The organism is Telluria sp. ZB4P36 (assembly GCF_059685865.1).
On the sequence record NZ_JCASIE010000004.1, the window covers coordinates 290413 to 304367 of the forward strand.

The window sequence follows — 13955 nt, forward strand, 5'->3', positions numbered from 1 at the left end:
CTCCGCCGGCCGTGAATGCCGGAGGTATGCCCGTGTTCGAACAGATGATGCTGTCGGCCTGGAGCGCCGGCCTGCGTGACAAGCTGTCCCTGCCCTTGCGGGTGGAGCTCTGGGACGGCCGGCAAATCGAGTTCTCTCCGGAGCCGCGCGTGACCATCCGCGTCCCCGACCGCTCCGCCCTGCGCTACCTGCGTTCGCCCTCGCTGTACAACCTCGGGCGCGCCTACGTCGAGGGCGCGATCGACATCAAGGGCCGCGCCGCCGACATCATCAACGTCGGCAATGCCCTGGCCGCCAGCCTCGACAAGGGACGCAGCCGCCTGGGCGAGCTGCTGCGCCTCGGCACCCACCTTGCGCCGCACACGCGCGAAAGCGACGCCGAGGCGATCCGCTACCACTACGACGTGTCCAACGACTTCTACGCGGCCTGGCTCGACCCCGCCATGGTGTATTCCTGCGCCTACTTCGAGAACGGCACGGAAGACCTGGCCACGGCGCAGCAGCAGAAGATCGATCACATCCTGCGCAAGATCGACCTGCGGCCCGGCCAGCTGCTCCTTGACATCGGCTGCGGCTGGGGCGCGCTGGTGCTGCGCGCCGCGCAGGCTTTCGGGGCACGCTGCGTCGGCGTCACGCTGTCGGAAAACCAGGCCCGGCTTGCACGCGAGCGGGTCGAACGCGCGGGCCTGCAGGGACAGGTCGAGATCCGCCTGCAGGACTACCGCGACGTCGATGGCACGTACGACCGCATCACCAGCGTCGGCATGTTCGAGCACGTCGGCGTGCAGCAGCTGACCGGGTATTTTTCACGCCTCGACGGGCTGCTGGCGCCGGACGGCGTGGCGATGAACCACGGGATCACGACCACCAATGTCGACAACGGCGCCACCCCCTACGGCGGCGGCGAGTTCATCGACCAGTACGTGTTCCCGCACGGCGAGCTGGCCCATTTGTCCACCGTGGTGCGGGCGATGCAGGAAGGCGGGCTGGAAGTGCGCGACGTCGAGAACCTGCGGCGCCATTACGCCAGGACCTGTGCGCTCTGGACCGACAATTTCGAGAACAACGCCGAGCACATCCGGACGCTGACGGACGAGAAGCACTTCCGGATCTGGCACCTGTACCTGGCCGGCTGCGCCTATGCCTTCGCGCATGGCAGGATCAGCCTCTACCAGATCGTGTGCGGGAAGGCGGACGGGAGCGTGGAACAGTTGCCGTGGTCGCGGCGCTATATGTACCCTACTTGAGGCGCTCGCTGAAGGTCTTGCGGAACTTCGCTACCTTCGGCGCCACCACGAACGCGCAATATCCCTGCAGCGGATGCTGCGCGAAGTAATTCTGGTGGTAGTCCTCGGCCTTGTACCAGGTCTCCTGCGGCAGCAACTGGGTCACGATCGGCGCGTCCCACACCGCCGCCATCTCGGCCATCACCTTGCGCGCCGTGGCTTCCTGCTCCGGCGAGGTGGTGAAGATCACCGAGCGGTACTGGGGACCGACGTCATTGCCCTGGCGGTCAGGCGTGGTCGGATCGTGGATCGTGAAGAACACCTCGAGGATGTCACGGTAGCTGATCACGGACGGGTCGAACTCCACCCGCACCACCTCGGCGTGGCCCGTAGTTCCCGAGCACACTTGCTCGTAGGTCGGGTTGACGACCTGGCCGCCCATATAGCCCGATTCCACGCCTGTCACGCCGCGCGCCTCCAGGTAGACCGCCTCCAGGCACCAGAAGCATCCGCCGCCCAGGATGGCTATTTCCCTTCCTGCTTGATCGCTCATCGCACACCTTGATTCGTCAATTTTAATGGTTCTTAATGTAACGCAAAGCAGGCTTTCTTGCAGTGGACGCAGGATGCGGAACCGGTCCATGCCCCGACAGTGGCATAATGGCGGTCCAATGAATACACGTGCTCCCCGCGCCACGACGCGCGGTTTCGATTCGGCGCATTTTCGCCATGCGCTGTCGCAATTCGCCACCGGTGTCACCGTCATCACCACGCGCCTTGCCGATGGCTCCTTCCGCGGGCTGACCGCCAGCTCCTTCAACTCGGTCTCGCTCGAGCCTCCGCTCGTCCTGTGGAGCCTGGGGGCCGGCGCCAACAGCCTGCCCATCTTCAGCGGCAACTCGCACTACGTCATCAACGTGCTGGCCGCCGGCCAGCAGGAACTGGCGCTGCGCTTTTCGCGCCGCAGCATCGAGAATCCCTTCGACGGCGTCGACTATGAACTGTCGCGCACCGGCCAGCCGATCCTGAAGGGCGTCTCGGCCTGGTTCGAGTGCCACAACCGCAGCCGCTATCCAGAAGGCGACCACGTCATCTTTGTCGGCGAAGTCGAGGAATGCGCGGTCCACCCGCAGTCGGCGCTGCTGTTCCATGGCGGACGATTCGGCGCAACGGAGTAGGACTGCAGCCGGCGAGGATCGCGCCAGTTCTCCGTAGTTTTAGGCAAGTCCGCCCGCAAGCCGCGCCCTACCATTCTCTTTACCTCAACGCCGCACCCAGCGGCACAACATGGAGAAGAGAAATGCGTAAAGTCTGGTTCATCACGGGCGCCGGCCGCGGCATCGGCGCAGAAATCGCCCACGCAGCCATCGCCGCCGGCGACCACGTCGTGGCGGCGGCCCGCAGCCTGGAACAACTGAAGACCACCTTCGCCTCGGTCGACCCGGCCCAGGTCGCGCTGGTCGAGCTCGACGTCGCCAGGGAGGAGCAGGCGCCGGCCGCGATCCGGGCCGCCGTCGCGCGCTTCGGCCGCATCGACGTGCTCGTCAACAACGCCGCCTACGGCCTGCTGGGCAACTTCGAGGAGCTGTCGCCGGCCGAGATCGCGCAGCAATTCGGCGTCAACGTCTTCGGCGTCATGCACGTGCTGCGCGCCGCCCTGCCGGTACTGCGCAGCCAGCGTGCCGGCCATATCATCAACATCAGCTCGATCGCCGGCGTCACCGGCTTCGACGGGGCCTCGGTCTACTGCGCCACCAAGTACGCGATCGAGGGCCTGTCCGCCTCGCTGGCACTGGAACTGGCCAAGTTCGACATCAGGCTCACCACCGTCGAGCCGGGCTTCTTCCGCACCGACTTCCTCGACCAGTCCTCGGTCCGCTACGGCCAGAAAGTGATCGAAGACTATGCCATGTACGGCTCGGTCGAGCACGCTTATGGCGCCTACCATGGCAAGCAGCTGGGCGATCCTGCGAAACTCGCGACCGCCGTGCTGCGCCTGGCCGGTATGGAAAATCCGCCCAGGCAATTCCTGGCCGGCAGCGATGCGCTCGCCATGGCGACAGCGGCGATCGACGCCAGGTTGAGCGAGCTGAACGGCATGGCCGCGCTGTCGACCTCGACCGACCACGCCGCCTGAGCACCTGGAAGTGGACTGGTGTATCCTGCGATCGAGCCATGAACTCGTCCCAGTTTCCCATTCTCGCCGGCGCCCAGCCGGCCATGCAGCCAGCCACGCCGCTCGCGCGGCTGGCGCGGCTGCTTGCCGCCAACGCGCCCCAGGACGGTTCCTTCGAGACCTGCATTCCCGGGGTGCACGCCATCCGTGCCTCGACCAGCAGCGCCGAGTTGGTGCATGGCCTGCATCGCCCTGCCCTGTGCATCGTGGCCCAGGGCGCCAAGACCGTGATGCTGGGCGAGGAGTCGTATGAGTACGACCCTTCGCGCATGATGATCTTCTCGCTCGACCTGCCGATCGCCGCCATGATCCGGCAGGCCAGCGTGGCGGCTCCCTACCTGTCCTTTCGTCTCGATTTCGACCAGCAACGCCTGGCGGAATTGATCCTGAAAGCCTACCCGGACGGCGTGCCGGCCGTCGCCGACAAGCGTGCCATCTATGTGGCGCAGGCCGGCGAGGCCATCGTCGATGCCGCCGCACGCCTGATGGCCCTGGCCGGCCAGCCCGAGGAAGCCGCCCTGCTGGCGCCGCTCGCGGTCGACGAAATCGTGCTGCGCCTGCTGCGCGGCCCCTTCGGCGCCCGCCTGGCCCAGCTCGGACGGATTGAATCGCACCGGATCGGCAAGGTGGTCGACTGGATTCGCCGCCATTACGACCAGCCGATCCGCATCGAGGACATGGCCGCGCTGGCGCACATGAGTGCGTCGTCGCTGCACGAGCATTTCAAGTCGCTGACCTCGATGAGCCCGCTGCAATTCCAGAAGACCCTGCGCCTGCAGGAAGCGCGCCGCCTGATGCTGTCGAGCGGCATGGACGCCGGCCTGGCCTGCCAGCGCGTCGGCTATGCCAGCCCCTCGCAGTTCAGCCGCGAATACGCGCGCCATTTCGGCTCGGCCCCGAGCAGGGACATGCTGCGTCTGCGCAATGCCGGCCTGGCACAGGCGGTATCGTTTACACAATAAGGCAGGGCTTGCCGGCCGGGCAAAAATGAAAATGCCTGTCGCAGATTCAAAAGATGCGGCGCTGCGTCATTCCTATAATGGGCAGGCTATGGCGCGCCCCAGGGACGGGTGCGCGCCTTCGTTTTCGTTGAAAAAACCCCACCGAGACAGGAAGATCCATGAGCCATTCCGATTCGCCCCGCAAAGCCGCTTTCCACTGGGATGACCCGCTGCTGCTGAACAGCCAGCTGACCGACGAGGAGCGCATGGTGCGCGACGCCGCCGCGGCCTATAGCCAGGACAAGCTGAAGCCGCGCATCCTCGAGGCTTTCCGCCACGAGCGCATGGACAACTCGATCTTCCGCGAGATGGGCGAACTCGGCCTGCTCGGCCCGACCATCCCGGAACAGTACGGCGGTCCCGGCCTGAATTACGTGGCCTACGGCCTGATCGCGCGCGAAGTCGAGCGCGTCGACTCCGGCTACCGTTCGATGATGAGCGTGCAGTCCTCGCTCGTGATGGTGCCGATCTACGAGTTCGGCAATGAAGAAACCAAACAGAAATACCTGCCGAAACTGGCCACCGGCGAATGGATCGGCTGCTTCGGCCTGACCGAGCCGAACCACGGCTCCGACCCGGGCTCGATGGTCACCCGCGCGCGCAAGGTCGAGGGCGGCTACTCGCTGACCGGTTCCAAGATGTGGATCACCAATTCGCCGGTCGCCGACGTGTTCGTGGTCTGGGCCAAGGACGATGAAGGCGCGATCCGCGGCTTCGTGCTGGAAAAGGGCTGGAAGGGCTTGAGCGCGCCGGCCATCCACGGCAAGTTCGGCCTGCGTGCCTCGGTCACCGGCGAGATCGTCATGGACGAGGTGTTCTGCCCGGAAGAAAACGCCTTCCCGGAGGTGCGCGGCCTGAAGGGTCCGTTCACCTGCCTGAATTCGGCGCGCTACGGCATCGCCTGGGGCGCGCTGGGCGCGGCCGAAGACTGCTGGCACACCGCGCGCCAGTACGTGCTGGACCGCAAGCAGTTCGGCAAGCCCCTCGCCGCCAACCAGCTGGTGCAGAAGAAGCTGGCCGACATGCAGACCGAAATCACCCTCGGCCTGCAGGGCTGCCTGCGCCTGGGCCGCATGAAGGACGAAGGCACTGCCGCCGTCGAGATCACCTCGATCATGAAGCGCAATTCCTGCGGCAAGTCGCTGGATATTGCCCGCACCGCAAGGGACATGCTCGGCGGAAACGGTATCTCGGACGAGTTCGGCATCGTGCGCCACATGGTCAACCTCGAAGTGGTCAACACCTACGAAGGGACCCACGACATCCACGCGCTGATCCTCGGCCGTGCCCAGACCGGCATCGCCGCGTTCTGATCTTCTCGGGCGCGCCGCTGCCCGGCGGCGCGCTCTGTCTTGCGGGCGCTGGCCCAGCTACAACATTCTTTTCGATTTTCAATCGCGCGGCGTCAATACGGTGCAGTTTTGCGCTACCATGGTTACCGGCATTGCATAACTAAATCTATAAGTTTCCCAGACCACTTCGAGAGGCCGCATGAGCGCTCTTGACGGACCGCAATCGCACGCAGTCAGCGACGCCCATACGATGTCGCTCGAGCGCCTGCTGCAAAACCTGCCCGGCGCCGCCTACCGCTGCCGCGTCGACAGCGACTGGACGATGGAATTCGCCAGCGAGGGCATCGAGCGGCTGACCGGCTATTCCGCCGCCGCATTCCTGGCGCGCCCCGGCATCAGCTATGCCAGCATCATCCATCCCGACGACCGGCTTCCCGTGGAGCGCGGCGTCAGCTTGGCCGTGCAACAAGGGCGCTCCTACCAGCTGACCTACCGCATCCGCTGCGCCGACGGCGAGACCAAGTGGGTGTTCGAACAGGGCGCCGCCATGCCGGGAAGCGGCGGCCAGTTGCTCGAAGGCTTCCTGTTCGACTACACCCAGCTGCGCAACGCGAACATGCTGGTGCACGAGCAGGCCTCGTATCTGCAGCAGGCGCGCGACGCCATCATCGCAATGGACCTGAATTCGCGCATCACCTACTGGAACAATGGCGCCGAACGGCTCTACGGCTGGAGTGGGACCGAGGCACGCGGCAGGAAGTTTTCCGATCTGCTGTGCGAAAACCTGCCGGCCTACCAGGCCGCCTACGAGAACACGCTCGCCAACGGAGAGTGGACCGGCGAGCTGTCTCACCTGCGGCGCGACGGCGTCTGCATCGAGACCGACACCCGCTGGACACTGCTGGCGGCCGACCGCGAAGCGGGCGGGCCGCAAAAGATCCTGGTGATCAGCACCGACATCAGCGAGCGCAAGCACAATGAAGCGCGAATCTACCGTCTTGCCTTCTTCGACCCGCTGACCGACCTGCCGAACCGCGCCAGCCTGCTCGACCACCTGCGCCGCGCCCTGCTGGGCAGTGCGCGCACACGCAAGTGCGGCGCCCTGATGTTCTGCGACCTCGACAATTTCAAGTACCTGAACGATTCCCAGGGCCATGCAGCCGGCGACCTGCTGCTGCAGGCAGTGGCGCGGCGCCTCGAACACTGCGTGCGCGAAGCCGACATGGTGGCGCGCCTCGGCGGCGACGAGTTCGTGATCCTGATCCAGCCCGGCGACGACACGCGCGAAGGCGCTGCGGCCCAGGCCGAGACGGTGGCGGCCAAGGTGGTGGCCGCGATGGCGGCGCCCTTCCAGCTGGCCGAGATGGTGTATTCGGTGTCGGTCAGCGTCGGCGTGACCACCATGTGCGGCACCGTCGACACGGTCGAATCGACCTTGCGCCAGGCCGACGCCGCGATGTACCAGGCCAAGGCCTGCGGGCGCAACACCTACCGTTTCCACGACCCGGCGGTGCAGGCCGCGTGGTCGGCCCGCGCCGAGCTGGAGGGTGCGATGCGGCGCGCGCTGCGCGACGAGGAGTTCGTGCTGCATTACCAGCCGCAGCTGGACCGCAGCAGCCGGGTGATCGGCGCCGAGGCGCTGCTGCGCTGGCGCCTGCCGGACGGCAGGCTGCTGTATCCGGCGGAATTCATCCGGGCTGCCGAGGAGAGCGGCCTGATCATCGACATCGGACGCTGGGTGCTGCGCACCGCCTGCGCCGAGCTGGCGCGCTGGCAGCGCTATCAGGACATGGCCGGGCTGACGCTGTCGGTCAACATCAGCGCCGGCCAGTTCATCGAACCGGATTTCGTGCCGATGCTGCAGCAGGTCTTCGAAGAAACCGGGGTCCAGCCTTCCAGCCTCAAGCTCGAGCTGACCGAAAGCCTGGTGGTCAGCGACTTCACCCAGACCGCGCACACCATGGCCATGCTCAAGCGGCGCGGCATCAGCTTTTCGCTGGATGACTTCGGGACCGGCTACTCGTCGCTGGCCTACCTGCGCAAGCTGCCGCTCGACCAGCTCAAGATCGACCAGTCCTTCATGCGCGACGTGCTGACCGACCAGAACGACGCCTCGATCGTACGCTCGATCATCGCGCTGGGCGAGAGCCTGGGCCTGCAGGTGATCGCGGAAGGCGTCGAGACGCCGGGGCAGCGCCAGTTCCTGTCGGACGCGGGCTGCTTCATCTACCAGGGTTTCTTATACCAGCATGCGCTGAGCGCCGAGCATTTCACCCAGTACGCGCGCATGGTGCACTAGCGGCGCACCGAGGGATCGTCGTGCAGCGCCAGCGGCACGCCGCGCGCCCAGCGGTTCGCGGACAGCGAAAAACTCAGCGCACGCACCTGGTGGTACCAGCCGGCCGGCACGTACAGCAGCTCGCCCGGCTGGACGATGCACTCGATCATGTTGGCCCGGCGCGCCAGCGGGAAGCGCTCGAAGTCGGGCGCTTCCGGATCGACGGGCGATCCGAACAGCACCGGGTTGGCTTCGCGCACGTACAGGAATTCATCGTGGTGGGGCGGCACCAGGAAGATGCGCTTGGCCCCCCAGATCTGGGCGAAGATGTTGTCGTCGAAGTCGCAGTGCAGGGGCGTCACCGTGCCGGCGGGGCCGAGCCAGAACCGCGGCGGCCCCATTTTACGAAAATAGCCCGGCCAGTGGCACAGGGTGTTCAGTTCGCTCAGTTCGAGGTTGCCGACGTAGGGCGGCGGCAGGCTGCCGCTGCCGCAGGCCACCAGTTCCAGGTACTCGCGCATCGACATGTCCTGCATCGGACGGTCGGCGCGGAAGGCATTGGCGATGTAGTCGCCGGTGCGGGCCCGCACCCGCACTTCGCTGTAGCGGTCGCACAGGATCTGCGGCGACAGGCTGCACAGGGGCCAGCGCCCGACCAGGCCGCTCATCAGGAAAGGCAGGCCCTGCTCGGCGCGCTGCTGGAAGACCGCGGCGCTCAAGGGGCCCGTGCGGGGCACGTCGGAGATCAGGGGGAGTTCGCGTGCCGCGCGCTTGACGGCCTCGCGCATCGCCGGAATCGCGACGACGCCGCGCACCGCCGCATCGCGCTCTTCCTGCGCCAGGCGGCGGGCGGCTTCCTCTTCGGGGGTGGCGGCCAGGCTGGGCAAGGGCGGCAGCCGCGGCTTGATCAAATCACTACTGTTACCAGACATTCTTTCAGCGCTTCCAGGCAGACCGTTCACGAAATCGCGGACAGCTTACTGCCTGGAGGCTGAAAAGTCGACCTTAGGTGCGGCCGGCCAGGTGCGGGCGGTGCCGAACGGCGTTTCCGCCACACCCTGCACGCCCGGGCGCAGCAGCACGACCGAACCGGCGTCGCCACCGGTGCCCGGATCGATCGAGGTCACCAGCAGGGTGTCGAGCGCCGGGCCGCCGAAAGCGCACATCGAGGGCTTGGCCATCGGCAGCGCGATCTCGCGGTCCAGCTGTCCGCTTGGCGTGAAGCGCTGCAGCAGGCCGGCGTCGTTGGCGCAGGTCCAGTAGCAGCCGTCGGCATCGACCGCGGCGCCGTCCGGGCGGCCCTTCTGCCCGGTCAGGTCGAGGAAGACGCGCTTGTTGTACGGGATGCCCTGCTCGGTGTCGTAGTCGAAGGCCCACACCGTGCGGCACTGCGGATGCGAATCCGACAGGTACATGGTGCGTCCGTCGGGCGACCAGGCCAGGCCGTTCTGGGTCAGCATATGGCTGACCACCGGGCCGTGCAGTTCGCCGTCGGCGCTGTAGCGGTACAAGCCGCCCACCGCGCGCGCCGCGCCCATGTCCATGAACATGGTGCCGCTCCAGAAGCGGCCCTGGCGGTCGCAGCGCCCGTCGTTGAAGCGCATGCCTTGGCCCAGCTCGGTCACCGGCGGTGCCGCCAGGCGCGTGGCCTCGGCCTTGCCGTCCTCATTTCCCTTACCTTCCAGCTGCAGGCGGAAGATGCCGGTCTCCATGCCGGCCACCAGGCTGCCATCCAGGGAGGCGGCCACGCAGGCCACCATCTCCGGCGCTTCCCAGTGGCGCGTGGCGCCGCTGGCATGCTCCATGCGCCAGACGCGGCGCGCGGGAATGTCGACCCAGTACCACGCTCCCTCGAGCGCGTTCCAGGTCGGGCTCTCGCCGGTGGCGCAGTGCACGCCGTCGATACGGATGATCTCCATCGCCATTACAGGTCGGTGATCTCGCGGTGTGCCGGCACCAGGGCCTTCATCACCAGCCAGGCGACCATATAGGCCAGCGCGCAGATCGAGAACATGATCAGGTAGCCGGTCTCCAGGTGGCCCTGGGCGCCGTAGTAGTCGAACAGCCAGCCGCCCAGCTTGGTGAGCAGCACGCCGCCCAGGCCGCCGGCCATGCCGCCGATGCCGACCACCGAGCCGACACTGTGTTTCGGGAACATGTCCGAGACGGTGGTAAACAGGTTGGCCGACCAGGCCTGGTGGGCCGAGGCGCCGATGCCGATCAGGATCACCGGGAACCAGAAGCCCAGGTAGCCGAGCGGCTGTGCCAGCAGCACCACCAGCGGGAACAGGGCGATGGTGAACATGGCGCGCATGCGGCCCTGGTAGATGCTGTGGCCGCGGTCGATGAACCAGGTCGGCAACCAACCGCCGCCGATCGAACCCACCATCGTCATGCTGTACAGGACGGCCAGCGGCACGACCATTTCCGGGCCCGTGAGGCCGTACTGGGCCGACATGTACTTCGGCAGCCAGAACAGGAAGAACCACCACACGCCGTCGGTCATGAACTTGCCGAAGGCGAAGGCCCAGGTCTGGCGGTAGCCGAGCAGCTTGAACCACGAGGCTTTCGGCTTGGCCGCGGCCGGGCTGGCGTCCACGGGTGCGCTGTCGCTGTTGATGTAGGCCAGTTCGCCCGCACTGAGGCGCTTCTGGCGGTCCGGCGTGTCGTACAGCCAGATCCAGATGCCCATCCAGAGGAAGCCGATGGCGCCAACCGCGATGAAGGCGGACTGCCAGCCCCAGAACTCGGCGATCAGGGGCACGGTCAGCGGCGCCAGGATCGCGCCGACGTTGGCGCCGGAGTTGAAGATGCCGGTGGCGAACGAACGCTCGCGCTTGGGGAAGTATTCGGCGGTGGCCTTGATCGCAGCCGGGAAGTTGCCCGCCTCGCCGATCGCCAGCACCGCGCGGCCCACCATGAAGCCGATGATCGACACCGGCACCGCGGCCAGGCCGAGGGTGGTGAACACGCTGTTGACGGCGGTGCCGATGCCGATCGCGTAGGCGTGCGCGATGGCGCCGATCGACCACACCACGATCGCGAGGACGAAGGCGCGCTTGGTGCCGAGGCGGTCGATCACGCGGCCGGCGAACAGCATCGAGATCGCGTAGACGAACTGGAAGACCGCCGTGATGTTGGCGTAGTCGGTGTTCGACCAGCCGAATTCCTTGGTGAGCAGGGGCGCGAGCAGGCTCAGGACCTGGCGGTCGAGGTAATTGATGGTGGTGGCGAAGAACAGCAGGGCGCAGATGGTCCAGCGGTATTTGCCCACCGTCGAGGTGTGCCCGGAGGTCTGTTCCGGGCTCATGCTCATGACTTGCTGATTCATGGGATCAGTTCTCTTCAAATGAAACAGCCGGTGTCTCCCCCGGCTGGTGCTGCGATGGGATACAAAGGGGGTGCGCAGGTAAGTCGAACCTCGCGCCCCCTCACATTACTCTGCGACTTTCAAGTCTCCGTCCAGCACGCGTGCGAGGCGCAGTGGATTGTCGTCGCGAAGTGCTTCCGGCAGCAAGCCTTCCGGCAGGTTCTGGTAGCACACCGGACGCAGGAAGCGGTCGATCGCGCTCGCGCCCACGGAGGTGGTGCGGCTGTCGCTGGTGGCCGGGAACGGGCCGCCGTGGACCATCGCGTGCGACACTTCGACGCCGGTCGGGAAGCCGTTGAACAGCACACGGCCCGCCTTGCGCTCCAACACCGGCAGCAGGCGTGCGGCCAGCGGATGGTCGGCCGGTTTCACGTGCACGGTCGCGGTCAGCTGGCCGTGCAGCTTCTCGGCGGCCTGCAGCAACTGCTCGGCGCTGTCGAAACGCACCACCATGGCGGCCGGGCCGAACACCTCGTCCTGCAGGTCCGGATTCGCGAAGAAGTCGAGGGCGTCGACTTCGTACAACGCAGCCTGGGCGGCGCAGCCGATGCCTTCGGTACTGCCCTGGGCCACCAGGCGCACGCCCGAGGTGGCGCCGAAGCGCGCGATGCCGCTGTTGTAGGCGTCATGGATGCCGGCGGTCAGCATGGTGCCGGCGCCCTTGCCTGCCAGCGCGGTGGTCGCCGCCGCAGTGAAGGCGCCAAGGGCCGCGCCCTTGACCGCGAACACCAGGCCCGGGTTGGTGCAGAACTGGCCGACGCCCAGGGTCAGCGAGTCGACGAAGCCGGTCGCCAGCGCGGCGCCGCCTTCTTCCAGCGCGGCCGGCAGGAGGAACACCGGGTTCACGCTGCTCATCTCGGCGTAGACCGGGATCGGTTCCGGACGTGCGGCCGCGGTGCGCATCAGCGCGGTGCCGCCGCCACGCGAACCGGTGAAGCCGACCGCCTTGATGGCCGGATGGCTGACCAGTTGCTGGCCGACGGTACGGCCGTCGCCGAAGATCATCGAGAACACGCCTTCCGGCAGGCCGCATTCGGCGACCGCGCGCTGGACGGCGCGGCCGACCAGTTCGGAGGTGCCGAGGTGGGCGCCGTGCGCCTTCACGATGACCGGGCAGCCTGCTGCCAGTGCCGATGCAGTATCGCCGCCAGCGACCGAGAAGGCCAGCGGGAAGTTACTGGCGCCGAAGACCACGACCGGGCCGAGGCCGATCTTGGACAGGCGCAGGTCGGGACGCGGCGGGGTGCGTTCCGGCAGCGCGGTGTCGATGGTCGCGCCCAGGAAGCGGCCGTCGCGCACCACTTTCGCGAACAGGCGCAGCTGGTTCACGGTGCGCATGCGCTCGCCTTCCAGGCGGGCTTGCGGCAGGCCGGTTTCCTGCTGGGCGCGTTCGATCAGGGCCGAACCGATGGCCAGGATCTGCTCCGCCACCGCTTCCAGGAAGCGGGCGCGCTGCTCCAGCGGCAGGGCGCGGTAGGGATCGAAGGCGGCGGCTGCGAGTTCGCAGGCGCGCTCGACGTCGGCGCCGGTGGCCTGGCCAAAGCCAGGTGCGATCTCGGCGCGGGTGGACGGGTTGTAGGCTTGCACCTCGCCCGCGCTGCCGCGGACGAGTTGGCTGCCGATGATCATTTCACCAGTGATCTGCATGGCTTATACCGCGTTCTTCTGTTTCTGGATCAGGGCCAGCAGCATTTCGTCTTCGGCCGGGGTCAGGTCGGTCAGCGGCGGACGCACCGGACCTGCGCCATGGCCGACCACGCGGGCGCCGGCCTTGACGATGCTGACGGCGTAGCCGCCCTTGCGGTTGCGGATCTCCAGGTAAGGCAGGAAGAACTCGTCCAGCATGCGGTTGGTGGTGGCGGTGTCGCCGGCGACGGTGGCGTGGTAGAAGTCCATCGCCAGTTGCGGCACGAAGTTGAACACGGCCGACGAGTACACCGGGGTGCCCAGGGCCTTGTAGGCGCCGGCATACACTTCCGCGGTCGGCAGGCCGCCCAGGTAGCTGAAGCGGTCACCCATCTTGCGGTAGATCGACACCATCAGCTCGATGTCGCCGATGCCGTCCTTGAAGCCGATCAGGTTCGGGCAGCGGTCGGCCAGCTTGGCCAGCGAGTCCGCGCTCAGGCGGCAGGAGGCGCGGTTGTACACGACCACGCCGATCTTCACGGAGCGGCACACCGCTTCGACGTGGGCGATCAGGCCGTCCTGGTTGGATTCGGTCAGGTAGTGCGGCAGCAGCAGCAGGCCCTGCGCGCCCTGGCGCTCGGCTTCCTGTGCGTGGGCGATGGCGGTGCGGGTCGGGCCGCCGCAGCCTGCCAGGATCGCGACGCCGCTGCCGGCGCAGGTGTCGACCGCGGTCTTGACGATCTGGCCGTATTCCTCGCCGTGCAGCGAGAAGTATTCGCCGGTGCCGCCGGCGGCGAACAGCGCGGTCGCGCCGTAAGGTGCCAGCCACTCGAGGCGGGAGCGGTAGCCGGCCGGGTTGAAGTCACCTTGTGCATCGAAGTCGGTAACCGGGAAGGACAGCAGGCCGTGCGACAGGACTTTTTGTAGTTCGAGTGGTTGCATTACAGAGTCTCCAGGACAGTGATGGGTGAGATGTGCTGCTAAGT

12 protein-coding genes are annotated in these 13955 nt (G+C 66.9%); 6 read left to right on the plus strand and 6 right to left on the minus strand.

From position 1 onward, the window contains the following. Positions 1-32 precede the first annotated feature (32 nt). The gene (locus AC56LK_RS08950; protein ID WP_497184199.1) at positions 33-1247 is read left to right on the plus strand and encodes a class I SAM-dependent methyltransferase; all 1215 of its coding nucleotides are present in this window, start codon (positions 33-35) and stop codon (positions 1245-1247) included. Here the strand turns inward: AC56LK_RS08950 and msrA are convergent. Beyond that, positions 1240-1779 (minus strand): peptide-methionine (S)-S-oxide reductase MsrA, encoded by a 540-nt coding sequence (gene msrA, locus AC56LK_RS08955; RefSeq protein WP_497184200.1) that lies wholly within the window; start codon positions 1777-1779, stop codon positions 1240-1242. The two genes, AC56LK_RS08950 and msrA, sit on opposite strands and share 8 nt — an antisense overlap. A gap of 118 nt (positions 1780-1897) precedes the next feature. Between msrA and AC56LK_RS08960 the strand changes: the two genes are divergently transcribed. The 5 genes from AC56LK_RS08960 (at position 1898) to AC56LK_RS08980 (ending at position 7994) form a co-directional block, all read left to right on the plus strand. Continuing rightward, positions 1898-2404 (plus strand): flavin reductase family protein, encoded by a 507-nt coding sequence (locus tag AC56LK_RS08960; protein WP_436104131.1) that lies wholly within the window; start codon positions 1898-1900, stop codon positions 2402-2404. A 122-nt stretch (positions 2405-2526) separates the two neighbouring features. After that, positions 2527-3363, plus strand: a complete 837-nt coding sequence (locus AC56LK_RS08965; protein WP_497184201.1) for an SDR family NAD(P)-dependent oxidoreductase — start codon at positions 2527-2529, stop codon at positions 3361-3363. 38 nt (positions 3364-3401) lie between these two features. Further along, positions 3402-4364, plus strand: coding sequence for an AraC family transcriptional regulator (locus tag AC56LK_RS08970; protein WP_497184202.1), 963 nt, complete (start codon positions 3402-3404; stop codon positions 4362-4364). Positions 4365-4522: 158 nt separating this feature from the next. Further along, positions 4523-5716 (plus strand): acyl-CoA dehydrogenase, encoded by a 1194-nt coding sequence (locus AC56LK_RS08975; protein ID WP_497184203.1) that lies wholly within the window; start codon positions 4523-4525, stop codon positions 5714-5716. A gap of 178 nt (positions 5717-5894) precedes the next feature. Further along, positions 5895-7994 carry a putative bifunctional diguanylate cyclase/phosphodiesterase gene (locus AC56LK_RS08980; protein ID WP_497184204.1) on the plus strand — a complete coding sequence of 700 codons (2100 nt, stop codon included), beginning with the start codon at positions 5895-5897 and terminating at the stop codon, positions 7992-7994. On the opposite strand, the gene AC56LK_RS08985 is transcribed toward AC56LK_RS08980, so the two are convergent. The 5 genes from AC56LK_RS08985 to kdgD all read right to left on the minus strand — a co-directional run bounded on the left by AC56LK_RS08985 (position 7991) and on the right by kdgD (position 13911). Further along, a complete protein-coding gene (locus tag AC56LK_RS08985; protein ID WP_497184205.1) occupies positions 7991-8905 on the minus strand; it encodes a cupin-like domain-containing protein in 915 nt (304 codons plus the stop codon). The two genes, AC56LK_RS08980 and AC56LK_RS08985, sit on opposite strands and share 4 nt — an antisense overlap. A 45-nt stretch (positions 8906-8950) precedes the next feature. Then, complete coding sequence (locus AC56LK_RS08990) at positions 8951-9898, minus strand: SMP-30/gluconolactonase/LRE family protein (protein WP_497184206.1); 948 nt, start codon at positions 9896-9898, stop codon at positions 8951-8953. Further along, entirely contained in the window at positions 9898-11304 is a 1407-nt protein-coding gene (locus tag AC56LK_RS08995; RefSeq protein ID WP_497184207.1) for an MFS transporter, read from the minus strand. The genes AC56LK_RS08990 and AC56LK_RS08995 overlap by 1 nt, the downstream gene beginning before the upstream one ends. A 105-nt stretch (positions 11305-11409) precedes the next feature. After that, positions 11410-12990, minus strand: a complete 1581-nt coding sequence (locus tag AC56LK_RS09000) for an aldehyde dehydrogenase (NADP(+)) (protein ID WP_497184208.1) — start codon at positions 12988-12990, stop codon at positions 11410-11412. A gap of 3 nt (positions 12991-12993) precedes the next feature. Next, positions 12994-13911, minus strand: coding sequence for a 5-dehydro-4-deoxyglucarate dehydratase (gene kdgD, locus AC56LK_RS09005; protein WP_497184209.1), 918 nt, complete (start codon positions 13909-13911; stop codon positions 12994-12996). Positions 13912-13955 lie beyond the last annotated feature (44 nt).